Origin of the sequence: Lapidilactobacillus mulanensis, from assembly GCF_003946215.1 — a bacterium.
Lineage (GTDB): Bacteria > Bacillota > Bacilli > Lactobacillales > Lactobacillaceae > Lapidilactobacillus > Lapidilactobacillus mulanensis.
Genome location: NZ_RHOW01000001.1, coordinates 1 through 23803 on the forward strand (window position 1 = coordinate 1; position 23803 = coordinate 23803).

Genomic DNA, 23803 nt, shown 5'->3' on the forward strand with positions numbered 1-23803 from the left:
TGCCGTTCAAGAATGTGCATAAACACTTTAATTATTTGATTGTCCTCTTGACAGGAGCCGAGCCGAACATCCTTTTTGCTTACATTGATTTCGATTGGGCTTCCGGTTTTTCCTGGTCGTTAACCACTAAGGTGCGTAAATTGACCCGTGGGAGCTCGCTGTATTGATCGAAAAGCTCTCGCTGTAACTGTCCATGAGGTGGACACGAATTGCTAGCAAAGCCACGATAAACGGGTGATGGGTTCAATTGAGATAGCAACTGAAACTCTTCAGCTAACTGCAACCCATAATTGCATAATGAGCCCTGACGAACTCGTGGCAACAACTGCCCCGAAGTCGTTAAATTGGGACGACGAATTTGCTCGATCGTGCGCCGCACCATTCTCGTATATTCCTCTGGCAAATCCGCATCACGGATCAGTTGCTGCAATCGATTCATCAGCTTGAGTGCTTCTGGTTTTTCACAACAAATCCGATAAGGATGCTCCAATGATACCTGATCATTTTTAAAACTCGCGGCAGTTAACGAATTCGGATCCAGCGACGGTGAAACCATGAAGAACAGGGACATCAATTGGATCAACAATAAAGTGTCCCGCTCAATTCCGATTGCACTCATGGGATCGAGATCTAGCATTCGCAATTCGATATGACTGACTCCCTCAGCCACCATTGCATCTAAACCAGACATATGGCGCAATCTAACCGGTTCGTGATAAGCAGACTCGGCTAACAATTCACCCGAAGCGATCGCCTCTTTAATTCTGGTAACGTAGCCTTCAACTGAGCTATAATCTCCCTTGAAATGTTGTGCGTAACCATAACCGAACTCGCGCGAATTGCGTAGTGAACGCACCGCCTGATCGGGAACCTCACTCAAATAATTCACTTCGGCAATCGGACTGGCGCCCTTCAAATAAGTCAGTAACCAACGATAATGCATGAATCCAACCGCTTGCTTGAGTAGTAGGTCATCACGAACTTGCCGCTGTTTGCGGTGCATCCGTTGCGCAATCGCATTAGTCCAGGCGGTCGTTGGTCCTAAATTCACATGAATTCCCGAAGGAGCACCATCCAATTTACCAAATCGACGACCGATTTCTTCAAAATAAGCGACTTTTTTAGGACTTTCATTTGCGTAGACCAACTCCGAATGATCGGCTGTTAATTTAGGTGGCATCGAAAATGGCCACAGCAATTCATCTGTTGCTAAAGAAGCACGCAAGGTGTGGTCTAATGCGTTCGCGGTATGCAAGACCGAATCGATCGATCCCGCAACTGGCGTGATCATTTCGCTTTGCGTATTGAAAAAATCATTTTTAAGATAAGGATTGGCACTTTGTTCACCTAATGCAGCCGGATATAGCGCTTCGCTGACAAAGCCATCGGAATTAATTCGGTGTCGTTCAACCTCAAGTCCCCAAGTAAAGTTTCGGGAAAAATCACCAACACCGAGATTAAGTATTGATTTGCCATAATCATCCATTAGTTCAGCCTCCAGTTGTACATAACTTAATTCTATTCTCTACTTTTATCGTATCTCATTGGTCTGGTTCAATTCTAGAAATATGCTGTTAAAATTGAAAATAAATTTTGAGCCGACTGTAGATTATAAATGCTTGTAGATTTTGTTTGGTTCCGGCAAAATTTGTGGTGGGAACTGGGAAACTGCTGTGGGGACGGCTCCAAGCTTTTGGAAGAGCGCCAAAAGTTTTCCGCCTGAAATATGAGCTCCGGAAAATCGCCGGATCTCATATTTCCCTTTTTGTAAACTCGCCAAACCCGCTCGTTAACAGAAATACCACTGCAGTCCCAGTTCCCACCACAAATTTCGCCTAATCTATTCTAAAGACATCAATAAATCAGTTTAATTTGATAGACCAGAAAAATTCATCTATTTAGTAATAACTTACAACCATTGATGTGTTATTCAGAGTAAAGGCACCAATGTCAATCATGCTTGCGGAACCCTGTTATTTAAATCCTGGCCTAAACGAAATAAGTTTAGGCAGAAGTTGCGGAAGAAAATAGTGGGATTGCAGTGGTAATTTTGTTAATGAGCGGTCTTTGCGAATTCACAAAATGGGAAAATGGGAGATCTTCCCGGTTTTGGAAGAGCTCCCATTTTAGGCGTAAAACTTTTGGCGAACTTTCAAAAGCTTGGAGCCGTCCCCACAGCAACCTCCCACTATTTTCTGGATCAACTTCTGCCGCAGGTAGATCCGAACTTACGGAAATTAACCTTTTTCCGCTCTTCAAACACTATTCCCACCAACCGCGTTTTTGAACTCCCTCCCCGATAAAGTGTTATTCTTATCTCTGTGGTAAATGAATTTGGGCAATTTCCAAATTCAATGCCATATTTATTTTACTTTTTCTGGGAAAGGATTATGATAAGAATTAATTCTATAATTCATAAAAAAAGATGCATATTATAGTGAGTTATTCAATTATTTAGTATTTTTTAAGGGAGCAATAGTAATGGATCAACAAAAAACCGGGCGCGATTTTGCTGCCGAAGATATCCAATCAGTCTACAAAGAATTCAATTCAACCTCTTCGGGACTAACTTCGCAACAAGCCACAGACTTGCTTACAAAAGTCGGCACCAATACGATTCAAAAAGCACAACGTGAATCGCAATTCAAAATTTTCATCAAAAACTTCATTAGCCTGATGGCCATCTTACTTTGGGTCAGTGGTTTCGTGGCGATTGTCGCCGGCACGACCGAATTAGGGATCGCCATTTGGTGCGTCAATATCATTAATGGTTGTTTTAGTTTTTATCAGCAACGTGCTGCCCAAAAAGCGACCGATTCATTACTGAAGATGCTGCCTTCTTATACGAGGGTCTTTCGTGATGGGGACCCACAACAAATTGAAACCTCACAAATGGTTCCGGGCGACGTCTTTACCCTACAAGCTGGCGATTCGGTGCCAACAGATGCCCGCATTATCGAAGCAACTTCGCTACAGGTCGATGAATCCGCATTGACGGGCGAATCGGTCCCTGAATCTAAAACTGCCAAGTACAGCAAGGGTGAAGGCCAGTTTGCCGAGAGTAATATTATTTATGCCGGTACCAATGTCGGTAGTGGTACTGCGACAGCAATCACCGTCGCCACTGGTATGAATACTGAATTCGGTCGAATTGCGAAGCTAACTCACAGCCAGAAGCGTGCAACCAGTCCACTGCAACTTGAACTCAATCGATTAACGAAACAGATTTCAATGATTGCCATCGCAATTGGCGTTGCTTTCTTTCTCGCTGCAATTTTCTTCGTTAAGTATCCAGTCGCACAATCCTTTATTTTTGCCTTGGGGATGATCGTCGCCTTTATTCCTGAAGGCCTCTTGCCGACCGTCACCTTGTCGCTAGCGCGTGGTGTTCAGCGGATGGCCAAGAAGCATGCCATCGTCAAAGATTTGAATAGTATTGAGACTCTGGGCGAAACCACCGTCATTTGTTCCGATAAAACTGGGACGCTGACGCAAAATCAAATGACCATCGATCATGTTTGGTTGGCCAGAAAAGCCTATGAAGTCACTGGTAAAGGCTATTACAATAACGGTAAGATTCAGTACCAAGGCCAAGACGTCGATCTGAACAAAGAATCCGATTTGGATCTCTTGATTCGCGTCGCCGCTCTCGACAATGATACCGAGGTACAAAATGTCGGTGGCAAAGCTAAAATCTTAGGCACACCAACTGAAGCGTCGTTAATTATTTTGTCACAAAAAGCTGGTGTCGATCTTAAAGCCAACCGGCAAAAATTCCCCCGCCTAAAAGAATTCCCCTTTGATTCAGATCGTAAACGGATGTCGACTATTCATCGAATCGATGACACAGAACTTCGACTCTGCTTGAAGGGTTCATTGAGTGACACGCTCAAACTTTGTTCATTTATTTTAGACAATGGACAAGTTCGGCCGCTGACTGCTGAAGATCATCAAAAGATCAGCGATGTTAACAAGGGGTATGCTGCTCAGGGCTTGCGCTCAATGGCAATTGCCTACCGCGACCTCGATAGCAGTTTAACCGCTGAGCAAATCGACCAACTTTCTATTGACAAAACAGAACAACAATTAATTTTCATCGGCTTGACGGCAATGTCGGATCCGCCTCGTGAAGAAGTCTTCGATGCCGTTAAGAAATGTCACGCGGCAAATATTAAAATCATCATGGTTACTGGCGATAGCACCCTAACTGCAAAGTCGATCGCCACCCAGATCGGTTTGGTCGGCGACAAAGCACGTGTCATTACGGGTACTGAGCTCGATGAAATGAGCAATCAAGAATTGAGTGACGCACTCGCGGGCGAAGTGATTTTCGCCCGAGTTGCGCCTGAGCAGAAATACAAAATCGTTTCAACCTTGCAAGACCGTGGTGAAATCGTCGCTTCAACTGGCGACGGTGTCAATGATGCTCCCGCTTTGAAAAAAGCCGACATTGGTGTTGCCATGGGTAAAATGGGAACCGATGTCGCCAAAGATGCCGCCGATATGATCTTGACCGATGACAACTTTGCATCGATCGTGTCTGCCATCGAAGAAGGACGCGCCGTTTATAGCAACATTCAGAAATTCCTGATCTATATTTTAACTTCAAATGTTCCTGAAGCAACGCCTTCGATTCTCTTCTTATTCAGTCGCGGTTTGATTCCATTGCCATTAACAGTTATGCAAATTTTAACCGTCGATTTAGGAACTGATTTAATTCCTGCTATTGGTTTAGGTTCCGAACAAGCCGAACCCGGGATCATGAACCAACCTCCTCGTCGCCGCGATGCACATTTATTAAACAAGACAGTAATTTGGAAGGCATTTGCTTGGTATGGCTTGATTGCTTCGGTGATTTCAACCTTCGCATATTTCTTTACCAACATGCAAAATGGCTGGCCAAGTGTTGCCCTGTTCAGTAGCGGTTACAATTATCGCGAAGCCACAACCATGACCTTAGCTGCCATCGTCTTCACGCAGATTGCCGCCGTCATGAATTGCCGGACGCAAAAAGCCTCGGTCTTCAAGAACGGCCTGTTTTCAAACCACTTGATTTGGTTCGGGATCGTTTTTGAAGTTGCCTTGTTAGCGGTTTTGGTTTACACGCCGTTCTTGCAGGACTTGTTCAATACGGCGCCGTTGAATGCGCGTGATTGGTTGTTCCTGATTGCAATTCCAATTCCGTTGTTCTTGATTGAAGAGTTACGGAAATATGTTGCCAGAAGAATGGCCGCAGATCCACTTAGTTAAAAATTAATCGTGAAAAAGAACCATCATTTTTGAAGTAACCCACACAAGTGTGGATGCTTGGAAATGATGGTTCTTTTTTTTTGCGGTTCTGGCGAAATTTGTGGTGGGAACTGGGAAACTGCTGTGGGGACGGCTCCAAGCTTTTGGAAGAGCACCAAAAGTTTTCCGCCTGAAATGTGAGCTCCGGAAAACCGCCGGATCTCATATTTCCCCTTTCTGTAAACTCACAAAGACCGCTCATTAACAGAAATGCCACTGCAGTCCCAGTTCCCACCACAAGTTTCGCCTAGTCTATTCGGAAGAGATCGATGTATTTAGGGGTGCGGATTTAATTTGTCATTCTAATTTGAGCAACAATAAATTTTAAACGCGTAAAACAAAAATTGGCAATCTAGATACACGAAAAATTTAAAAATAGGCGCAATCTTCCACCTAAAAAGCGCCATTATCGAATTTACTGGCTAATCAGCGCCTATTTTAAAATTTATCGTGTGTTATTTTGCATAGATTTGCAATTCATCGCTTTTTCTTTTTAGTTATTCAGAGCAAAGGCAACATTGATAATCCAACTTCCAGGAACCCTGTTATTCAGTTCCTACACTAAACTAAATATGTTTAGGTCGAAAGTGCTGGGGCAGGCAGTCGTGGCAGTGATAACCATGTAAGGCGGGCCGTTTTTGCCCGCCTTACATGGTGGATCGATTCGAGACTCGGCGTTTTTCCGAGGCTCAAATCGAAGCTTCAAGACTTTCGCGAACTTCGAAAGGCTTGGAGCGGTCCCACAGCCACAGACCTGCCTGCCCCAGCACTTTCGACCGCAGGTAGATTTATTTTTCGTAGCCAAATAAAAAAGACGAGAGTCACTTACACTCTCGTCAATTTCTTATAAATATTTAGCATCATAAACTGGATCTTGCGATGTCAAAATCTTAGGACCATCTTTGGTGATCGCCAAAGTATGCTCGTATTGGCAAGACCAACCACCATCAGCCGTGACGTAATATTCCCAAGAATCATTGGGATCGTTCACTTCTTTAGTCGAGATCTGCCAAGTCCCTTCGTTGATCATAGGTTCGATTGTGATCGTCATGCCTTCTTTAAGACGCAAGCCCTTACCAGGTTCGCCATAAGCAGGCACATTAGGTTGTTCGTGCATCGTCGGTTGAATGCCATGACCGATCAAGTCACGCACGTCGCCATAACCATTTTGGTTTTCAGTATAATCTTGAATTGCCCAGCCAATATCGCCGAGACGATTGCCGATCACACACTGGTCAATGCCTAAGTACAAGGCTTTTTTTGTGACATCCATCAACTTTTGAATTTTAGGACTGACTTCGCCGACCGCATAACTCCAGCAAGAATCACTTTGATAGCCATCCAAGCTAACCGTCATATCAACTTTGACCACGTCGCCTTTTTGCAAAATTAAACTCTTGCGAGGCGTTGCGTGGGCAACTTCGTCGTTCACGGCGACACAGGTAGCATATTTGTAACCTTCGAAACCTTTTTCTGAAGGAACGCCACCGTGACTCGTGATGTAATTATCGGCGAACGTTTCAATTTCAAATGAGGAAATGCCAGGCTTGATAATGTCGCGCAAGCCAACATGGACTGCGGCTAAAAGCGCGCCAGATTTACGCATGCCTTCAATTTCTCGTGGGGATTTTAATGTAATCAATTTATTGCCTCCGTTCAAATTCAATTATACCCTAATCGCTTAAATATGAAAGCCAGCAACACGCTTAGCGCATGAAACCCAACATTTCAGAAAATGCACAACAATAATGAACCGAATAAAAAATCGATGCAATAACTGCACCGACCTCATCTCTTCGCTAGAGTTTACCCATTTCATGAAGTTTATCTTCGATTTGATCGATGACAATTTTACGATCTGCGGGGTTTTCCACGAAATCATATTTATCGCCGTCGATTCGGATCTTGGGCGAATAATTGTAGTGATCATACCAAGGGCCATAATATTTCAATAGATTTTTATAATACTCAACCAAGGTTGGATCCGTCTTGATCTGCTCGTATGAACGGCCACGCTTGGTGATCCGCTTGATCATCGTGTCGTAAGAAACATCGATGTGCACGAGTAGATCGGGGTTCTTTTTAGGCATTCCCTTAATTTCTTGCATCATGTTGGCCAACAAATCTTTGTAAATCGCAACTTCGGTTTGGTTGGCACGTCCCATGTCCGCGTTCATCTGGAAGAATAGCGCATCTTCGTAAATCGAGCGGTCGAGCACGTTATTATCATCGGCCAATGCAGCCTTGATGCTGTGAAAACGCGTATTCAAAAAGTAAATCTGTAATAGAAAAGCGTATTTGCTAGGATCTGCATAAAATAAAGGTAAAACGGGATTATCATCCACGCTCTCGTAAAAAGCTTTGGTTCCTAATTCTTTCGCGATCATTCCGGTTAATGAAGATTTTCCAGCGCCAATTGCACCACTAAGTACTAAAACTGTCATCACGTTCTTTCCATTCTTTTTAGACTTGACCGTCTATCTTACTATTCTGAATTACTGGGCGATCATATAAAGTTTTAACAATTGCATTGTGACATGCAAACTCGATTTAATCAATAACATTCGTTTTTAAGAACAGTCTTCATAATACACAATATGTAGCAAATTTACAATAACAATTGGCAACATATTGTGGAAAAATATTTACACTCAAAATATTTTTTCAGACTATCACACCTATTAAGAACCCAAAATAATTTCGTTACACTACGAGCAAACTCGTCGACTTTGAATTATGATTTAAATTCCCATTCAGCCTTAAATTCGGTGACAAAATTTTGCATGACTTGAATGCGCTGTTCGGCCAATTGTTTGGCCTCTGGCGTATTCATTAAGTCGCCCAGTTTAAATAGTTTTTCGTAGAAATGATTGATTACCGGCGACTTTTGTCGGTAATCTTTTTTTGTTAAATCGGTGCGTGGTTCGATTTGCGGATCAAACATCGGTGCGCCCGTGTGCGCCCCATAATAGAACGCGCGCCCAATGCCAATTGCGCCCAGCGCATCGAGTCGATCGGCATCCTGCACGATTTGACCCTCGATCGACAATTGATAGTGATGTTTTAAATTTTTCGAAAATGACATGTGGGTAATAATTTCGGTGATCGTCCCAACTTGTTCCTCGGTCAAGCCGGCCGCTGTGTAGGTCACCAGTAATCGTTGACGCACAGGTTCAATATCATCGACCAACTTGTCGTCCAAAATATCATGCGTCCAAGCCGCAGCCAGCACAATAATGTGGTCAGCTTCTGGATGAGCCGCTAACAAATGAGCGCATAAGTTGGCAACGCGTTGAATATGCGCCACATCATGCCCAGAATGATCGGCGCCCATCCGCGACTTCACAAATTCTTGAATCAATTTCAGATCAACCATCTTAGCCTCCACCAAATTTCTCGATTAGAAATACGCTTAATTATATCAAAAATCTGGGACAAACAAAAACAACCCAACACATTGAGGGGGAGGTCAACGTGTTGGGTCGTTTTCAAATTAAGCAGGTAAACCCATTGCTAAACGCGATCGTCACGACGATCTTTTTTGTGATCCATCTCATCTTTTTTGCCTTTAAGATTATCGATCACATCGTTTGCTTTTTCGGCAACTTTATCTTTTGCGTCCTCGAATTTGTCTTTGAGGTCGCCCTTGCCTTCTTGGGTTTTACCTTCTAATTCCGTGCGTTCATCGCCGGTAACGCGGCCAGCTGCTTCTTTGCCCTTACCAACTAATTGATCTTTCTTAGCGTCAAACTTTCCGTTATTATCCATAAGATCACTCCTTCTTTTATGATAACTTAATTATAACAGCTTGGTAAAAGCGCAATCAATTTTTTTGCTTGGTGAAAATACCTGTAATACGATTATTTTAAAAATACTGTTCTGCCTAAACTTATTTCGTTTAGACTGGAATCTGAATAACAGGGTTCCTCAAGCTTGATTAACATTGTTGCCTTTACTTTAAATAGTTGAACTAAAAAGTCGGAACGATAATCATATCCGCCTTTCGTCCTCTACAAAACAGGGTTGCGGTACAAACTAGTCGCACAGGACTAGACGTTGGCTAGAGCCAGCACAATAAAGCCGCCGAGATGAGTCAGAACGCGGAAGAAAAAGTTGCGACTCGCAGTGAAATTGTTCTTGCGGGACCAACTTATTTATTAAATATTCTCAGATTGGTTGACTAACAATGCAGTTCTGCACTAAAACCCAAGTCCCGCTAGAACAAGGGTGATCTTCAAGACTTTTGTGGGTTTCAAAAGGCTTGAAGTCATCCCCACAGCGAGGCGCAACATTTTTCTGGAGCGTTCTGACGGAACCAAACTAAATACCACCTCACGCAAACAAAGCCTTCAAGTCTGGCCAGACTATGCAAGTTCAATTTAATGATTTGGTCGCGTTTTCATGCGATACTGATTATATCTTACGAAAGAAGGAGGCGAGCAAAATGGCAACGATGGTTTTTGCAAATTTTCCCGTGAAGGACTTGGCGAAAGCGACTGATTTCTACACGATGCTGGGATTTCAACAGAACACTGATTTCAGCGATGAGCATGCGAGCGCGATGGTTTGGGACGAGGGCTTTGTCGTCATGTTATTGACGCGCGATTTCTACAAGAAGTTCATTGGCGAGCGCGAAATAATCGATCCGCACACAATGAGTGGCGCGTTGATTGCGTTCACGCTACCCTCTCCTGAAGCGGTCAACAACTTTGCGGACTTGGCGAAGGCTAACGGCGGCACGGCTTATCAAGCAATGCCAGATATTCCTGCCGAACAAATGGTCAGCTTTGAAGTGGTCGATCTTGACGGCAATATTTTAGAACCCCACTGGATGGCGCCAATGACTTCTGGCGACTGATCGGCAAAAAATGTTGGACATGCAAACACGAATCGGTCGGATCACCTGACCGATTTTTTTAATGAGTTATTTAAATTTTGCTTGCACGAGCCGGCGTGATTTCCACCAAGATTTGTTTCATGTTAGAATAGATTCATCAGTGGAGAGGAACTCACTATGGCAATTAAAAAATTTACGCGCGGGCAAAACTTTATCACCACTCATTTTAATGCTTTCCGTTGTCCACTTTGTCATCAGGAAATGGTCGCGACGGATACGGGCTTGCAGTGTAATCAAGGTCATCAATTCGACCTCTCGAAAAAAGGAACCCTTTATTTCTTGCAGCATCAAATTAAAACCGAGTACACGACTGAGATGTTAGCGGCGCGCGGGCGAATGATCCAACGTGGAATTTTTAACCCGCTGCTAGATTTGGTCGGTCAGTGGCTGCCCACCGATAACCAGCTGACGATCGATGTTGGCTGCGGTGAAGGTGGGATGCTTTCTTACCTTGCTGAGCAGGGATTGACTGGTGCAAAAATCGGCTTCGATATTGCTAAAGATGGCATTTACTTAGCCACGCAGCAACCTGCCGACGATACTTTCTGGTGCGTCGCCGATTTGACCAATTTACCTTTCGCCGATCACAGCGCCACAACGATCTTGAATGTTTTTTCGCCTTCACATTACGGCGAATTTCAGCGCGTCTTGACGGAAGATGGCACTTTTATCAAGGTGATCCCAGCGGCTCACTACTTGCAGGAATTGCGTCACGGCCTCTTCGCGGGTGAAAATAAAGCCAATTATTCAAACGAGCCGGTCATGAATCATCTTGCAGAAGTTGCCACGATCATCCATCAACAGGAAATTAATTATCAATTCCAATTGACGGATCCGGCCGCGTTTGCCGACCTTTTGCAAATGTCACCGTTGGAATGGCAAGCAGATCCAGAACGCTTGTCTGCATTGCAGGCAGCACCCTTTCAGCAGATCACGATTAATTTGCAAGTCGTCCAATGTCGCTTAAAATCATAAAAATATTCTCGGGAAGAATTAAGTAACAATTATCTAGATTCAAGTGGAGGTCCCCATTGCGAAAACAAGATCGACTACTCATTGGTATTATTACCGCCGCATTAGTGCTCGTTATTTCAATATTTGCGTGGCAACTGGTCTCTGGGCATCAGCAGCAACAAGATCAGAAAACGGCACTCGCACTGCAAAAAAAGCAAGAATCTGCAAATAAATCGAGTCAACAACGTGCCACAAAATTAGCCAACGCCAAAAAAGCCGCCGATAAAAAGGCAGCCTTAAATCTTTGGAAAAATCCAACTGGCGGTGCCTATCCAAAATTAAAATCTGGTAACACCCTCAAATTAACGGTCTCTTTGGATAAACAGCGTGTGTATTTGGATGATGAAACCACCAACAAACGTTTATATACGATGGTTTGTTCCAGCGGTAAAGATAATACGACGCCGAAAGGTACATATGCCGTTCAGGAACGCGGCGATAGTTTCTTCAACGGTGAATTAAATGAAGGCGCCAATTATTGGGTCTCTTGGCTGTATCATGGTGTTTATTTGTTCCACTCCATTCCGACGGATGCCAGTGGAAACTATGAGGTCAAAGAGGGCGAAAAGCTTGGGCAGCCTGCTTCACACGGCTGCATTCGCTTATCGGTGCCAGATGCAAAATGGTTGTTTGATAACATTCCGCAAGGCACGACGGTTGTTGTTGGGGCTTGACGTATATTGAAGGCGGCGATACTTTTGAGTATTGGCGTCTTTTTTTGTGTGGTTCTGGCGAAATTTGTGGTGGGAACTGGGAAACTGCTGTGGGGACGGCTGCAGGATTTTCAAAAGTACGGAAATTCTTCCGCCTGAAATGTGAGCTCCGGAAAACCGCAGGATCTCACATTTCCCCTTTCTGTATACTCATAAAGACCGTTCGTTAACAGAAATATCACTGCAGTCCCAGTTCCCACCACAAATTTAGCCTATTCTATTCAGAAGAGCTCGATAATATTTATTGCATGATATTCTTTGTTATTCAGCGTAAAGGCAACATTGATGATCAACTTCCAGGAACCCTGTTATTCATTTACTACGCTAAACTAAATAAGTTTAGGTCGAAAGTGCTGGGGCAGGCAGTCGTGGCAGTGACAACCATGTTGGCGGGCCGTTTTTGCCCGCCTTACATGGTGGATCGATTCGAGATTTTGCCGGTTTTGCAAAAGCTCAAATCGAAGCTCGGAACTTTTCGCTCACTTGGAAAAGTGGAGAGCGGTCCCACAGCCAACGTACTGCCTGCCCCAGCACTTTCGACCGCAGGTAGATAATCAACCCAATATCTCCTCCGCAAATACTGCTTCATAAATAGCTTCGGTTTTGGCATCAAAATTAACGAATGAGATCTGCACCACGCTTGTCTCACTTTTAGCAAATTCTAATACAACCTGACAAACGATCTCTGCGGCCAATTCAATCGGGAACCCATACACGCCCGTGCTGATCGCGGGAAAGGCAATACTGCGGAGTTGGTGCTGCACGGCAAGTTGCAACGCATGGCGATAACAATTCGCTAGTAACTCGAATTCATGCTGCTTACCACCTTGCCAAATTGGCCCGGCTGTGTGGATCACATATTTCGCCGGTAGATCAAATCCCGGCGTGATCACTGCTTGACCCACTTCGATTGGCCCCAGACTTCTTTGCAAGGCGCCTAACCGCGGCCGGCCGCAAAATTGATCGCGCCATCCACCCCACCGCCTGGAATCATCTGTGGATTGGCGGCATTGACGATGGCATCCACCTGTTTTTTGGTCAGGTCACCTTGTTCTAGTTCAATTTGCAAGTTGTTGATTTGAAATTGCATGCTGAAAAAACTTCCTTTCATGACAATTTGAGGCCTTGAAATCCCTTTTTATCAACATGCCAAGAATCTCAGCACGAAAAAAACGCGTGCCACAATTCTCGGCTGGTATAATCGAAGATAAGCGATTATGTTGGTATCAGGAAAGGTGATCAGAATGAGTCTAGGTTCTCAATTGCAACATGCACGACAGGAAATGAGTTTAACGCAGGAACAGGTGGCCACCCAGTTAAACGTTGCGCGTCAAACCATTTCTAGCTGGGAAAATGAGCGCAGTTATCCCGACATTCAGAGCTTGATCGACCTCAGCGACTTCTATCATCTTTCCCTAGATCAATTAATTAAGGGGGACCAAAGCATGGTCGCAGATATGAAAGAAAAAGAAAAAGAAGCCCGAAATTACCGGTATATTTTTGTCGTTAGCGAACTGATCAATATTGCGCTGCTGCTTCTATTCCTGCTGAGTCACCGCGGAATCAAGGCGTTTCAAATGGGGCACGGCACTGGTCTGATCGTGGTGATTTTAATGTTCTTAAATGTCGCCACAATTTTCTTCGTGCAACGGCGTTATAACGAGGTCAAAAAGACGCCGGCAAAATCGATGAGCAGACGAACTGCATTTATCTTTAAACTCATTACTGCTTGCATAATTGTTGGCCTGCTGGCTTGGGGATTCACAATTAATAATTACTTTATCACCGGGATCGCTGGTAGTATTTTTGCTGGTAGTATCGTACTTCAAATTGTAAATATGCGCCACAAATAGCCACGCAATCAGCAGCCAAGAAAATTTGCTTGTTTTTTCTCAAGCTTCCCTTATCATGAAGGTAACTAGCTGGAGGCGATCAGATGAGTATCGGCACACAATTAAAAAATGCGCGGCAAGTTCAGACTTTGACTCAAGATGATGTGGCGGCAAAACTATTTGTGACTCGGCAAACCATTTCAAATTGGGAAAATGAACGTAGCTACCCCAATATTACCGACTTGATCAGGCTAAGTGATCTTTATTCAGTTGACTTAGACACGCTGGTCAAATCAGACGAACAATTGCAAAACGATTTGGCAAAACGTGATAAGGACATTCAACGCATCGATTTTACTCGCAAAATGTTGAAAATTACCAGTTTTATCCTCTATTTATTGCTTGCTGCGTCTTTTCTGAATCTCAAAACAGCCGTCGATTTAAATCTGCTTAGAACTCTGACACTGCTGGCAATTGGCATAATCAGTTATATCCAGATTCCGGTCGATGCCCTCGATCGAAAAAACAAACGGCTACCAGAGCCAGCTTACAAAACCGCATTTAAGCGTCGGGAGTCTATCCTGACCCTGATCAGTTTTATTCTGGTGCTTGGTAGCCTTTACGGTCTCTTTTTTCAGCATGCGTTCCTCGTAAAAGTGGGTTCATTCCTGCTATTTGCAGCGAGTGGCATGTATTTGGGTATCAAGCTCGATCAGCTTTTGAAGATTCGGCTCAACCAGAAATATCACTGATCAGTCATCCGAATCAAGTCGGTGTTCACCTTCGAGTTGCTGAATCTTCGTAATATCCTGGCTGACTTCTAGGCAACCGGCATAATTACCATCTTCATCGTGGACGGCAAAGTAGCGAATGTAGGCCATGATTCCGCGGAAGTTGATCCAGAATTCGGCTTGGTCGCGGACACCGTCATGAAAATCGTCGAGAATTTTTTTCACCTTGTCGTAACTCTTGGGCGGATGGCAGTTGACGACTGCGCGGCCGACGACGGCCTTCGTGCGTGGGAAAATTCGGTGGCCATCGTCAGAAAACCAAGCGACGTTGTCATTGGCATCCACAAAAGTTAAGTCTAGTGGCAAAATCTTGAAAATTCCGGTCAACTCGGCCAGACTCAACGTGCCATTATTGAAACTTATTTCGGCCAAACCACTGGCATCAATTTGTAATTTGGTGCGTTCATATTCCATATTTGGCGTCTGTGCAGGCGCCATTTTTGTCCACTCGGGTCTGCCTGCTGCGGCCTCTTCTGGTGACAATCCAGCTTTAAAGGCTGCGATTTTGTCAGCTTTGATTTTCGGATCGATCGTTGGTTTGGCAAGTGTTTCTGGAGTCACTGTTGTTTTGGACGCTACTTTTTTTGCGGCTGGCTTTTTAGCAAGTCGGGCTAAATCTTCTTGTGCTGCCAAAGCCTGGGCCGCTTCGTTCAACTCGGCGGCAATCGCCGGCACTTTTTTCGGCTGAGCTGCGTCTTGGGCGATTTCTGCTGCACTCGGCCGCCATGGCAACGGTTGAGCGATCAAAGTGTAGCCAATATCGTCGCTCTCTGAGGCGATCAAGCCCCAATCTGAGGCCGTGAAAACTTCGTTGATCATTGGCAACATGATCTGTTCTTCCTTGAAAATCATTTCGACGACTTCTTGGTTGACTGCTTCGATTGCCGCTTCGATCTCGTATTTATCGGGCAAAGGCTCCTGATTGACCAACTTATTGGCGGTTGCGATCAAGCCGCGAATTTTATCATCAACGCCCCACATCACTTTCGGTGGCGCCGTAATTCCATATTTATCCATCAATGGAAAAATCGTATTTTCTTTGCGCGCGTAGTGATGATCGATCGTCGCTAAATCTTTGAGTGCGCGTTTGATCCGCACTAAATACTGATCATCGGTTCCAGACTGTTGCCACTTCTTCAAGCAGGGCAATAATTCGTCTTTCAACAAGGACGTGATGATCAAATTTTCCAACTTCATCGCTTGAACCGGATGTCCTGGCTGTTCTTGGACAGCATCCGTCGTCTGATCATCGGAAATTTTACCTTTAAAAACCGCCGCGTGCACGTTACAAAGATGCTGAATTTCCATCGGATTCAAGCCGGTGGCGATCAGCGCCCGTTCTGCAGAGGTGATCTCCGAAACATCCACACTGGAAAAAGTCTCGTCGAAAATCGCCTTGGCCTCATCGAAGGAACCACCTTCATGCAACATTTTGAGGATCTCGACGATTTTTTTCTGTCGGTAAACGGCGTTGTGTTCTAATTGATTATCACTCATGCTTCTCCACCTCAAAACCTGCAGCTTCAATGCTTGCAGTTAATTTGTCTAACGGAATTTTTTTCATTTGCGCGCCTTTACGTAGCGTCATGAAACGCCCGGCGGTTTTCAACATGGCTGGATTGGTGACTCCATCCAAACCCATGTCGACCATAATTGGCACTATTTCTGGGACGGCTTGCACTAATTCGTAAACGGTCATGTCCAGATCGATTTTTTGCGTCATTTTGCTACCTCATCATTTTATCCCTTAAGTTTAACATGCGCTCAGTGAAAAATCATGCGCTTTCTCTGCCACCGCGATAGGATTTGGGGACATTTAGATTTGCAGTGATTTTGAATGTTTGTCAAAATGAAATGTCTTTAATTAACGAATTATAATTCATCATCGTTTGTTTAATGTACGCGTATTATTTGATATCCTAATCAAAACCTGTTATGATGACATTGTTCGGTTTTTAAAAACAAACAATAGGTGATTACATGAAAACTTTTGATTACGATGATATTCAATTAATTCCGCGGCGTTGTGTGATTGAAAGCCGCAATGAGGCCGATACTTCTGTTCAACTTGGCCAATACCACTTTAAAATTCCAGTTGTTCCTGCAAATATGCAAACTGTGATCAATGAAGAGATTGCCATTTGGCTCGCTAGTCACGGTTATTTTTACGTGATGCACCGTTTTGAACCCGCTAAACGCGAACAATTCATTATTGAAATGCATCAGAAAAATTTATATGCGTCGATTTCGGTCGGTGTCAAAAAAGATGAATATTCGTTTATTGATCAATTAGTCGCGCACAAAATTCGTCCGGAATTTGTGACCATCGATATTGCCCATGGTCATTCAGATAGCGTGATCGACATGATTCGCCATATAAAGCGCGTGTTGCCGCACGCTTTTGTCATCGCTGGCAATGTTGGCACTCCTGACGGCGTTCGTGATCTGGAACAAGCCGGCGCGGACGCAACCAAGGTCGGGATCGGTCCTGGCCGTGCTTGCATCACCAAGATCAAAACCGGTTTCGGCACCGGTGGTTGGCAATTATCTGCGCTAGAATGGTGCAGTTCCGTCGCTCGCAAGCCGATTATCGCGGATGGCGGCATTCGCACGCACGGCGACATCGCCAAGTCGATTCGTTTCGGCGCCACAATGGTGATGATCGGTTCGATGTTGGCCGGCTTCGAACAATCGCCGGGTGAAGAAGTCACGACCGCCGGCAAAACTTTCAAAGAATATTTCGGCTCGGCTTCCGAGTTACAAAAACAAGCGCACCATCACATTGAAGGTAAACGTGTCTTAATTCCGATCAAAGGCGACCTCTACGAAGAGTTAGGTGATATGCAAGAGGATTTACAGTCGGCGATTTCTTATGCCGGAGGACGCGATTTAAACGCCTTAAAAGACGTTGACTATGTCGTTGTTCCAAATACCATCTATAACGGTGATCATAACTGATTTGAATTAAATTATATCTCCTAAATCGAGCCTCGATTTTAGGAGATTTTTTTACGTTTTAGGATCAAAAAAGAGACACGCAAATGTCAGCTGGCATTTTACGCGTCTCTTTTTTGAAGATCATGGTTAAGCTAATCGATTTCGTCAAATCTGTTTTGCTAAATTCACTTTGCTAAATCGGTTTTGGTAAATCGATACTGAGGCTTATTTGACCAGTAATTGCTCCTTGGCATGAACCATTTCGGTCAACACTTGGCAAACCGGCGTCTGCAAGTTTAACTTAGCCGCTTGTGCAGCGACATAACCGTTTAAATAATCGATTTCGGTCAGGCGGTGATGCAGAATCAGATCCTGATACATGCTCGGATAATGTTCCCCGGCTTGGCTGGGATCGTATAACTTGGCGATGTGCTGGGCAACCTCATCCACGTTGAGCAAAACGCCTTCGTTGGCAGCGACTTTACCAAACTCGGCCACAATTGTGCGCACTAGGTCGTTAGATTGTGGTAAACCGCCAAATTCGGCGATATTGCAGTCGAGCAAGGTGCAAAGTGTATTCAAAGTCCCATTAACGCAGGCTTTGCGCCAAATCGAGAACATGACATTGCTGCTGTATGTTGCCTTTAACCCCGCATCGTCGAAAACCGCGCAAATCTTTTTAGCAGCGTCAGCTTCGGCGGGATCAATATTCTGGATCTCGATGCTGCCATCGCCGACTAATTTCACATGACCGGCGCCTAAAAGCGCTGCTGTCCAGAGCGTCACGCCCATAAAAATGTTGGCTTTAGGAATATATTTCTCAATGACTTCGGTGTGTCCGAGACCATTCAACAAACAAACGATTTTCGTTTCCGGTGTCAAAATTGGCTCGATTGCCTTCAACATCGTGACCAAACCCATCGACTTCGTAAACAAGACGACTAATTCAGGCTGGAAATCAACATCCTGTGGCAAAAAAGCGGGAATCTGAAACTGCTCACTCCCATTATCGGTGTCGATCTGTAAACCATCATGATTAATTTTATCGACGTGTTCTGCCCAAGGATCGATCAGAATCACGTCATTTCCGGCACGCTTCAACATCGTACCAAAACGCGAACCCATTGCGCCCGCGCCTGCAATTGCAATTTTCATTTGTAAAACCTCCGTTCACTTTCAATATAGACCAGTGGGAAATGAACCGCAACTCTTACCCCTGCTCTTTTTTCAATTTCATCGCCGATGCATACCCACGCTTGGATTTATAACCGGCGGCCAAAACTCCTTTCATCTCTGCGATGTGTTTTTCCTTCGTGGCTGCGGCTTTACTGCCGAAAATAAACTTAGCCCATTCGCGCTGATAACCTGGAGTCAGCGCGTCGAAAAAAGCGACCATTTCTGATCGATCCGTCAATAATTGTCTGGTTGCGGGAATATCCGCTTCGTATTCTGCGAGTGTTTTTACCAATTTAAGTTCCTCCAAATTTAATGATGAAATTGCTGCGTGATCGCCGTGCCCCACTGGATCGCCGATTGTAAAAGTGGATTTTTGATCGGCGGTTTAATCCTGAGTGAGCAAGCTTGCGCAATTAGATTTGCCGTTTCCGTGACCGTTATTTCGTTAGTATCAATTTCCTGATCGAAATTTTCTGGTGCGATCGTTTTTTGATCACTTTTCAAATGAGATAACGTAAACGCGTTATTCAAATTGCCCTGTTGTTTCAGTCGCTTGCCAATATTCTCGGGCGTTGCGGTGAGATTGAAGTGGTGCACCGTAATGTCCGCCGCGCGCAATCCACCGATGATCTCATGCAAATAAGTTTCATTGGTCAGCGTCTGCGGTACAATGATCGGTCCCTGCGTATTCAGGCTGATTGCTTGCAACAGATGCAAGTTCCACTGCCGCCACTCAGGATAATCCTCATCATTGGCGAGCCGCAATTCTTGAGGCAATTGCTCGTTTAATAGCGTGCCCACTTTGGTCAGATCATACAGCGTCGCGCCATTCAAACGTCGTTGCAATTCATAGGCAACTTGTTTCTTGCCGACACCATAAGCGCCGTTCAACCAAATAATCATCACTTCACCTACTTTTCGTCGATAAACTTATTCTAGCGAGTTTTCAGGAAAAAGTCTTCGTTGTTTAAGGATAATTAATAAAATCCGTTATCGAAAAGCAAACAATTTGCCTGAATACCTAGGGATATAGACCTGCTGTGATATAATGAGCTTATATTAAAACACCAATCACCGAAGACACCTTTTTTAGTGGTATTGTATTGATCCGATAAAGTTAGGAGGATTAATCGATGGAATTAGCTCTTAAAAATTTGTCTGTTGAAGTTGACGGTCGGCAATTATTTCATGTTGAAAATTCACAAGTCAGCAAAGGAAATAAAATCGGATTTGTTGCCGTCAATGGGAGCGGAAAAACAACTTTACTAAAACTAATTTTATCCAGCAACCCGGCCATCATTAAACATGCAAGCATTGGCTACCTACCGCAGCAAACGCGAGAAATTGGTGCTAGTGGCGGTGAAAAAGTTCGATTGACCTTAGCTAAGGTTTTATTAGGCGATCATCAGTTACTCTTATTAGATGAACCCACCAATTTTTTAGACATTGCTGCTCTAGCGGCCTTAGAAACTTTTCTTAAAGATTATCCTGGTACTTTTGTCCTCGTGAGTCACGATCAAACGCTGATTGCGCGTTGTACAACTCAAACTTGGACAATCAAACAAGGTCTGATGACAACAAAGATGGCTCCCAGTGAAGATGATCTTCAGGCTCACTTGCGATTATTAGAATTTCAAAAGGATCAACTGATTCAAGATCCAGACGCCGATCTGAACGCCATTCAAAAAATCAATCAACAAATCATGGCACTTAGAAAGTAAAGAGGTCTATGTGTATAACTCGCTCTCAGACTTTATTCTAATACACATTTACTTAGTTTAATTTGTAATGTCAGCAAATATTTGATACAATTGCCTTTGTGTAAAATATGCAGCACATGGTGGCAAGCTCGTCAACATTTACCAACGGCTTCACTAGTTTCGGCGTTTGCTGAAACGTGCAACGATCGGCAGACTTTTCCGCTTAGCTACGCCCAACAGATTATTTGTTGACCTAGGCTAATGCTCAAAGTCTGAACGCCGATTGTTGCACTCTCTAGTTCAATTGCGTAACCCGCGGCTGCACGTGGCGAAGATTGCAATGGTAAATGCACGAATGTTAAACCCTGATCGTATATTTTACTCCAAAAAAATATTTGGAGGATTTTCAATGTCTCGTTATACAGGTCCTACATGGAAAGTTTCTCGCCGTCTTGGCCTTTCACTTTCTGGTACTGGTAAAGAATTAGCTCGTCGCCCTTACGCACCTGGCGATCACGGTCCTAACAGTGGCCGTCGTAAGTTGTCAGAATACGGCATCCAAATGCGTGAAAAGCAAAAGCTACGCAAGATGTACGGTTTGAACGAACGTCAATTTAGAAACTTATTCGTTCGCGCTGGTAAAATCAGAGAAGGTAAGCACGGTGTTAACTTCATGATCTTACTCGAACGTCGTCTTGATAACGTCGTTTATCGTCTCGGCTTCGCAACAACTCGTGCACAGGCTCGTCAATTAGTTGCCCATGGCCATATCACGGTCGATGGCAAACGCCTTGACATCCCTTCATACGAAGTTGAAGTTGGCCAAGAAATTTCATTACGCGAACGTTCACGCAATTTAGTTATCGTTAAGAGCGCCTTGGAGAACACCGTTGGTCGTCCTTCATTCGTTACTTTCGATGATTCTAAAATGTCTGGTAGCCTTGTTCGCTTACCAGAACGTGAAGAACTCGAACCAGAAATCGACGAATCACTTGTCGTTGAATTCTATAACCAAAAACTGTAGTTGCTTGTTTCTGGTTTGGTTTTATGGATTCTATGGTCGTCTCATTCGGTTTGTGGCATTAGCCCTGGCTGACTGAAGACTCCCTTCTGGATAGGACGAGATCGTTTGACCCCTTCTATTCTGAATGATTCCATATTAAAAGCAGTGATGCTTAGACATCACTGCTTTTTTTGTTGCGCTGATTTATTTTTGTACATCTAATTCTTGCAGGTGCTTGAGCCAAGCTAGTATGCGGCCGTTCTTTAAGAAATGAAGCAAGGTTCCTTCGGCGAATCGATCAGCGCGTAGGACCGTCATAATCAGTGCGAGCGTTAATTCTTCGTTCGCAGAAGTGACATCGACGTTTGGCAACCGATCAATATTCCAACCAGCGCCAAGATACTTAGCTAGAATTACCTGATAGTCGCGCAAAAATGGTGCACTCGCCATCATATACGCATAGAAATCTCGCAGAAAATCCATGATTAGATCAGAATAATCGACATAAGGCAATTGGGTTACGTCATCAGAATCAACCTTCAATGGTGCCCAGTCGCCAAAATTTCCATTTTCGATCAACGGTATATATTTGGTGATCGATTCGTATTTGGCCATCATACTTTCCTCTATTCTGTCAAATAATCACTTGATCAACATGCTCACAGCTATTTCGTAACCGCAGAATTAGTCACAAATTGCCAAAAATATCCGCTCGAAGTCACCAAAACAACCAGTTATTCCAGCGCGAACATGTGATAAGCGTTCACCACATCGGCCTTCTTCAAGTAGGGCAAGTGCGCCTGCATCAAGCCGCTGGGGAAAATTGGTCGTGGAAAATCTCCCGTGCGGATCGCAGTCGTAATGCGATTCACGTCGGCTTCTTGATATGGTGCAGGAAATGAAATGGGTGGCATCAGAAATTGGAAATCGTTGATATCGATCAAAAGTGGATTGAGGAACTCCTGGTCAAGCTCAACTTCAAGGATCAATTTCTGATCCAAATTCTGACCCAATTCACCCCACAAGCTTTGAATCGCAGCCTTCTTGGACACGATCACCTCATGGAAATCATTAATATCGTTGATCTGCACCAGTTTTCCAATTCGATTATCGAAAGCTGTCTGCGAAAAAGCAAAAATGAGTCCCTGCCCCATTTTCTCATCGGGTGAAATATTATTGATCAAGTTAAATGAATTCAGAAACAATTCATAAATATCCGCGAGCGCGGGAATCGCGCTCAAATAAGTGCTGCGGCGGAAATCCGGATAATAAACCCCATCATTCACGATTTCATTGAGCACCTGCGCAGGCTGTACCGTCCAAAATTTCATCTACTGACCATCCTTAATTGAAACATGCGTGTTGATAGAACCATTTTAGCAGAAGTCCGGAGCATTGGAAATGACTGTTGAAAATCGGCAGTAAAAAAATCGGTCAGATGTGACCGATTTTGGGGTAAATGTTTGGTTAAAATGAGTTGATTGAGGTGAAAATGTGCGTGATCATGGTGATGGCAAATGAACGAACGCTGATTCAACGGCGTTTAGCAGGTCAGAAAGGTCATTTGATAAAATATATCAAAATTCTGAATTCTTGCTGCACTAAACTCACGGAATAAGCAGCTTTTTCCCCATTCGATAGTTGATTAAATGTGCGTCATTTCGAACATTGTCGCGCTCCGAAATCACTTCTAATCCCATCTTGGTAAAGAAAGGCACGGCTGTAATCGAGGCGTTTGTATGAATATCCCCTACTTTTTCAACCTTGCATACTGTTCGAGCCGATTGAAAATCAACCGACCAATTCCTGAACGGATCACAGAATGCGCAACAAACAATAAATCAAGATAACCATCAGCAGTGATATTACCAAATCCGACTAAACAATCAGCTTTAAAGGCTAACACGCAATAACTCTTAGACAAGTTATCATGCCAGGAATCAAGATCAGGATTTGGTTGAATCCACTCATTAATTTCAGCCTGACTATAGTCCTGTCGGTTGACCTTTTGAATCGTGTGATTAAACAACGCCACAATATCTGCCAGATATTTGCGGTTGTACTCAATTAAAATAACGTCCTGGGTGTTGGGCATCAGCTCGTCAACTCGCTATATTTTTTAATTATCAATCTTGTCCCAATGCCGATCCTGATTAAAATCTATTTTTTTCGCAACCAAATCGAGAGGATTCACACCCAACTTGTCACACATATACAGACAATAAATTAAGGTATCTGCAATTTCTTCATGCAGATGGGCCGTTTCTGAAGGGCTAAGTTCTTCGTCAGCTGGTTTCCACTGGAAAATTTCTAGGACTTCACTGGCTTCCAAATTCAACGACAGTGCTAAATCTTTAAGATTATGAAACTTTTCCCAGCCATGTTTATCGCGGAACTTAATAAGTTCACTCATAATTTCTGGATAATTATTTTCTGCCATTATAAATCACG

At 44.0% G+C, this 23803-nt stretch carries 25 protein-coding genes; 9 read left to right on the plus strand and 16 right to left on the minus strand.

The window, feature by feature from the left end:
- Positions 1–79: 79 nt before the first annotated feature.
- Positions 80–1486 carry a glutathione synthase gene (locus tag EKM67_RS00005; protein WP_125576002.1) on the minus strand — a complete coding sequence of 469 codons (1407 nt, stop codon included), beginning with the start codon at positions 1484–1486 and terminating at the stop codon, positions 80–82.
- Positions 1487–2481: 995 nt separating this feature from the next.
- Between EKM67_RS00005 and EKM67_RS00010 the strand changes: the two genes are divergently transcribed.
- Positions 2482–5250 (plus strand): cation-translocating P-type ATPase, encoded by a 2769-nt coding sequence (locus EKM67_RS00010; protein WP_125576003.1) that lies wholly within the window; start codon positions 2482–2484, stop codon positions 5248–5250.
- A gap of 883 nt (positions 5251–6133) precedes the next feature.
- Here EKM67_RS00010 and map read toward each other — a convergent pair.
- The 4 genes from map to EKM67_RS00030 form a co-directional block, all read right to left on the minus strand.
- The gene (map, locus tag EKM67_RS00015; protein ID WP_125576005.1) at positions 6134–6931 is read right to left on the minus strand and encodes a type I methionyl aminopeptidase; all 798 of its coding nucleotides are present in this window, start codon (positions 6929–6931) and stop codon (positions 6134–6136) included.
- A gap of 157 nt (positions 6932–7088) precedes the next feature.
- A complete protein-coding gene (locus EKM67_RS00020; RefSeq protein WP_125576007.1) occupies positions 7089–7733 on the minus strand; it encodes a deoxynucleoside kinase in 645 nt (214 codons plus the stop codon).
- Between the two features lie 290 nt (positions 7734–8023).
- On the minus strand, positions 8024–8665 hold the full coding sequence (locus tag EKM67_RS00025; RefSeq protein ID WP_125576009.1) for an HD domain-containing protein: 642 nt from the start codon (positions 8663–8665) through the stop codon (positions 8024–8026).
- A 137-nt stretch (positions 8666–8802) separates the two neighbouring features.
- On the minus strand, positions 8803–9057 hold the full coding sequence (locus EKM67_RS00030) for a CsbD family protein (RefSeq protein ID WP_125576011.1): 255 nt from the start codon (positions 9055–9057) through the stop codon (positions 8803–8805).
- A gap of 676 nt (positions 9058–9733) precedes the next feature.
- Here EKM67_RS00030 and EKM67_RS00035 point away from each other — a divergent pair.
- The 3 genes from EKM67_RS00035 (at position 9734) to EKM67_RS00045 (ending at position 11874) form a co-directional block, all read left to right on the plus strand.
- Positions 9734–10147, plus strand: coding sequence for a VOC family protein (locus EKM67_RS00035; protein ID WP_125576013.1), 414 nt, complete (start codon positions 9734–9736; stop codon positions 10145–10147).
- A gap of 156 nt (positions 10148–10303) precedes the next feature.
- Entirely contained in the window at positions 10304–11161 is an 858-nt protein-coding gene (locus EKM67_RS00040; protein ID WP_125576015.1) for a putative RNA methyltransferase, read from the plus strand.
- Positions 11162–11217: 56 nt separating this feature from the next.
- On the plus strand, positions 11218–11874 hold the full coding sequence (locus EKM67_RS00045) for a L,D-transpeptidase (protein WP_125576016.1): 657 nt from the start codon (positions 11218–11220) through the stop codon (positions 11872–11874).
- A 593-nt stretch (positions 11875–12467) separates the two neighbouring features.
- On the opposite strand, the gene EKM67_RS00055 is transcribed toward EKM67_RS00045, so the two are convergent.
- The gene (locus EKM67_RS00055) at positions 12468–12818 is read right to left on the minus strand and encodes a macro domain-containing protein (protein ID WP_379894452.1); all 351 of its coding nucleotides are present in this window, start codon (positions 12816–12818) and stop codon (positions 12468–12470) included.
- Positions 12819–12850: 32 nt separating this feature from the next.
- Complete coding sequence (locus tag EKM67_RS10955; RefSeq protein ID WP_379894454.1) at positions 12851–13003, minus strand: macro domain-containing protein; 153 nt, start codon at positions 13001–13003, stop codon at positions 12851–12853.
- Positions 13004–13157: 154 nt separating this feature from the next.
- Here EKM67_RS10955 and EKM67_RS00060 point away from each other — a divergent pair, with 154 nt between their 5' ends.
- Positions 13158–13766 (plus strand): helix-turn-helix domain-containing protein, encoded by a 609-nt coding sequence (locus tag EKM67_RS00060; RefSeq protein ID WP_164506508.1) that lies wholly within the window; start codon positions 13158–13160, stop codon positions 13764–13766.
- An 83-nt stretch (positions 13767–13849) separates the two neighbouring features.
- Complete coding sequence (locus EKM67_RS10965) at positions 13850–14497, plus strand: helix-turn-helix domain-containing protein (protein WP_125576022.1); 648 nt, start codon at positions 13850–13852, stop codon at positions 14495–14497.
- Here the strand turns inward: EKM67_RS10965 and EKM67_RS00070 are convergent, their stop codons facing one another.
- Both EKM67_RS00070 and EKM67_RS00075 read right to left on the minus strand, forming a co-directional pair.
- Complete coding sequence (locus EKM67_RS00070) at positions 14498–16033, minus strand: DUF438 domain-containing protein (RefSeq protein ID WP_125576024.1); 1536 nt, start codon at positions 16031–16033, stop codon at positions 14498–14500.
- Positions 16026–16259, minus strand: a complete 234-nt coding sequence (locus EKM67_RS00075; RefSeq protein WP_125576026.1) for a DUF1858 domain-containing protein — start codon at positions 16257–16259, stop codon at positions 16026–16028. The genes EKM67_RS00070 and EKM67_RS00075 overlap by 8 nt, the downstream gene beginning before the upstream one ends.
- Before the next feature lie 257 nt (positions 16260–16516).
- Here EKM67_RS00075 and EKM67_RS00080 point away from each other — a divergent pair, with 257 nt between their 5' ends.
- Positions 16517–17494 carry a GMP reductase gene (locus EKM67_RS00080; RefSeq protein WP_125576028.1) on the plus strand — a complete coding sequence of 326 codons (978 nt, stop codon included), beginning with the start codon at positions 16517–16519 and terminating at the stop codon, positions 17492–17494.
- 204 nt (positions 17495–17698) lie between these two features.
- Here EKM67_RS00080 and EKM67_RS00085 read toward each other — a convergent pair whose 3' ends face one another.
- The 3 genes from EKM67_RS00085 to EKM67_RS00095 are packed head-to-tail and all read right to left on the minus strand — an operon-like array spanning position 17699 to position 19552.
- Complete coding sequence (locus tag EKM67_RS00085) at positions 17699–18628, minus strand: 2-dehydropantoate 2-reductase (RefSeq protein ID WP_125576030.1); 930 nt, start codon at positions 18626–18628, stop codon at positions 17699–17701.
- 55 nt (positions 18629–18683) lie between these two features.
- Positions 18684–18941 (minus strand): YdeI/OmpD-associated family protein, encoded by a 258-nt coding sequence (locus tag EKM67_RS00090; protein ID WP_225417252.1) that lies wholly within the window; start codon positions 18939–18941, stop codon positions 18684–18686.
- Between the two features lie 17 nt (positions 18942–18958).
- Positions 18959–19552: a DEAD/DEAH box helicase family protein gene (locus tag EKM67_RS00095; protein WP_125576034.1), complete on the minus strand. Its 594-nt coding sequence runs from the start codon at positions 19550–19552 to the stop codon at positions 18959–18961.
- A gap of 230 nt (positions 19553–19782) precedes the next feature.
- On the opposite strand from EKM67_RS00095, the gene EKM67_RS00100 reads away from it, so the two are divergent.
- Both EKM67_RS00100 and rpsD read left to right on the plus strand, forming a co-directional pair.
- On the plus strand, positions 19783–20370 hold the full coding sequence (locus EKM67_RS00100; RefSeq protein ID WP_125576036.1) for an ATP-binding cassette domain-containing protein: 588 nt from the start codon (positions 19783–19785) through the stop codon (positions 20368–20370).
- 388 nt (positions 20371–20758) lie between these two features.
- Complete coding sequence (gene rpsD / locus EKM67_RS00105; RefSeq protein WP_125576038.1) at positions 20759–21373, plus strand: 30S ribosomal protein S4; 615 nt, start codon at positions 20759–20761, stop codon at positions 21371–21373.
- A gap of 183 nt (positions 21374–21556) precedes the next feature.
- On the opposite strand, the gene EKM67_RS00110 is transcribed toward rpsD, so the two are convergent.
- The 4 genes from EKM67_RS00110 to EKM67_RS00125 all read right to left on the minus strand — a co-directional run bounded on the left by EKM67_RS00110 (position 21557) and on the right by EKM67_RS00125 (position 23792).
- Positions 21557–21967 (minus strand): DUF6508 domain-containing protein, encoded by a 411-nt coding sequence (locus EKM67_RS00110; protein WP_125576039.1) that lies wholly within the window; start codon positions 21965–21967, stop codon positions 21557–21559.
- Between the two features lie 119 nt (positions 21968–22086).
- Positions 22087–22683, minus strand: coding sequence for a hypothetical protein (locus tag EKM67_RS00115; protein WP_125576041.1), 597 nt, complete (start codon positions 22681–22683; stop codon positions 22087–22089).
- A 419-nt stretch (positions 22684–23102) separates the two neighbouring features.
- Positions 23103–23447, minus strand: coding sequence for a GNAT family N-acetyltransferase (locus EKM67_RS00120; RefSeq protein ID WP_125576043.1), 345 nt, complete (start codon positions 23445–23447; stop codon positions 23103–23105).
- A gap of 24 nt (positions 23448–23471) precedes the next feature.
- Positions 23472–23792 carry a nucleotide pyrophosphohydrolase gene (locus tag EKM67_RS00125; protein ID WP_125576045.1) on the minus strand — a complete coding sequence of 107 codons (321 nt, stop codon included), beginning with the start codon at positions 23790–23792 and terminating at the stop codon, positions 23472–23474.
- Positions 23793–23803 lie beyond the last annotated feature (11 nt).

What these genes read in the sequence shown, in the direction of transcription:
- EKM67_RS00005 (WP_125576002.1), bottom strand. Translation starts at nt 1,486, where the DNA reads ATGGATGATTATGGCAAATCAATACTTAATCTCGGTGTTGGTGATTTT.
- EKM67_RS00010 (WP_125576003.1), top strand. Translation starts at nt 2,482, where the DNA reads ATGGATCAACAAAAAACCGGGCGCGATTTTGCTGCCGAAGATATCCAA.
- EKM67_RS00020 (WP_125576007.1), bottom strand. Translation starts at nt 7,733, where the DNA reads ATGACAGTTTTAGTACTTAGTGGTGCAATTGGCGCTGGAAAATCTTCA.
- EKM67_RS00025 (WP_125576009.1), bottom strand. Translation starts at nt 8,665, where the DNA reads ATGGTTGATCTGAAATTGATTCAAGAATTTGTGAAGTCGCGGATGGGC.
- EKM67_RS00030 (WP_125576011.1), bottom strand. Translation starts at nt 9,057, where the DNA reads ATGGATAATAACGGAAAGTTTGACGCTAAGAAAGATCAATTAGTTGGT.
- EKM67_RS00035 (WP_125576013.1), top strand. Translation starts at nt 9,734, where the DNA reads ATGGCAACGATGGTTTTTGCAAATTTTCCCGTGAAGGACTTGGCGAAA.
- EKM67_RS00040 (WP_125576015.1), top strand. Translation starts at nt 10,304, where the DNA reads ATGGCAATTAAAAAATTTACGCGCGGGCAAAACTTTATCACCACTCAT.
- EKM67_RS10955 (WP_379894454.1), bottom strand. Translation starts at nt 13,003, where the DNA reads ATGCAATTTCAAATCAACAACTTGCAAATTGAACTAGAACAAGGTGAC.
- EKM67_RS00060 (WP_164506508.1), top strand. Translation starts at nt 13,158, where the DNA reads ATGAGTCTAGGTTCTCAATTGCAACATGCACGACAGGAAATGAGTTTA.
- EKM67_RS10965 (WP_125576022.1), top strand. Translation starts at nt 13,850, where the DNA reads ATGAGTATCGGCACACAATTAAAAAATGCGCGGCAAGTTCAGACTTTG.
- EKM67_RS00070 (WP_125576024.1), bottom strand. Translation starts at nt 16,033, where the DNA reads ATGAGTGATAATCAATTAGAACACAACGCCGTTTACCGACAGAAAAAA.
- EKM67_RS00075 (WP_125576026.1), bottom strand. Translation starts at nt 16,259, where the DNA reads ATGACGCAAAAAATCGATCTGGACATGACCGTTTACGAATTAGTGCAA.
- EKM67_RS00080 (WP_125576028.1), top strand. Translation starts at nt 16,517, where the DNA reads ATGAAAACTTTTGATTACGATGATATTCAATTAATTCCGCGGCGTTGT.
- EKM67_RS00085 (WP_125576030.1), bottom strand. Translation starts at nt 18,628, where the DNA reads ATGAAAATTGCAATTGCAGGCGCGGGCGCAATGGGTTCGCGTTTTGGT.
- EKM67_RS00095 (WP_125576034.1), bottom strand. Translation starts at nt 19,552, where the DNA reads ATGATTATTTGGTTGAACGGCGCTTATGGTGTCGGCAAGAAACAAGTT.
- EKM67_RS00100 (WP_125576036.1), top strand. Translation starts at nt 19,783, where the DNA reads ATGGAATTAGCTCTTAAAAATTTGTCTGTTGAAGTTGACGGTCGGCAA.
- rpsD (WP_125576038.1), top strand. Translation starts at nt 20,759, where the DNA reads ATGTCTCGTTATACAGGTCCTACATGGAAAGTTTCTCGCCGTCTTGGC.
- EKM67_RS00110 (WP_125576039.1), bottom strand. Translation starts at nt 21,967, where the DNA reads ATGGCCAAATACGAATCGATCACCAAATATATACCGTTGATCGAAAAT.
- EKM67_RS00115 (WP_125576041.1), bottom strand. Translation starts at nt 22,683, where the DNA reads ATGAAATTTTGGACGGTACAGCCTGCGCAGGTGCTCAATGAAATCGTG.
- EKM67_RS00120 (WP_125576043.1), bottom strand. Translation starts at nt 23,447, where the DNA reads ATGCCCAACACCCAGGACGTTATTTTAATTGAGTACAACCGCAAATAT.
- EKM67_RS00125 (WP_125576045.1), bottom strand. Translation starts at nt 23,792, where the DNA reads ATGGCAGAAAATAATTATCCAGAAATTATGAGTGAACTTATTAAGTTC.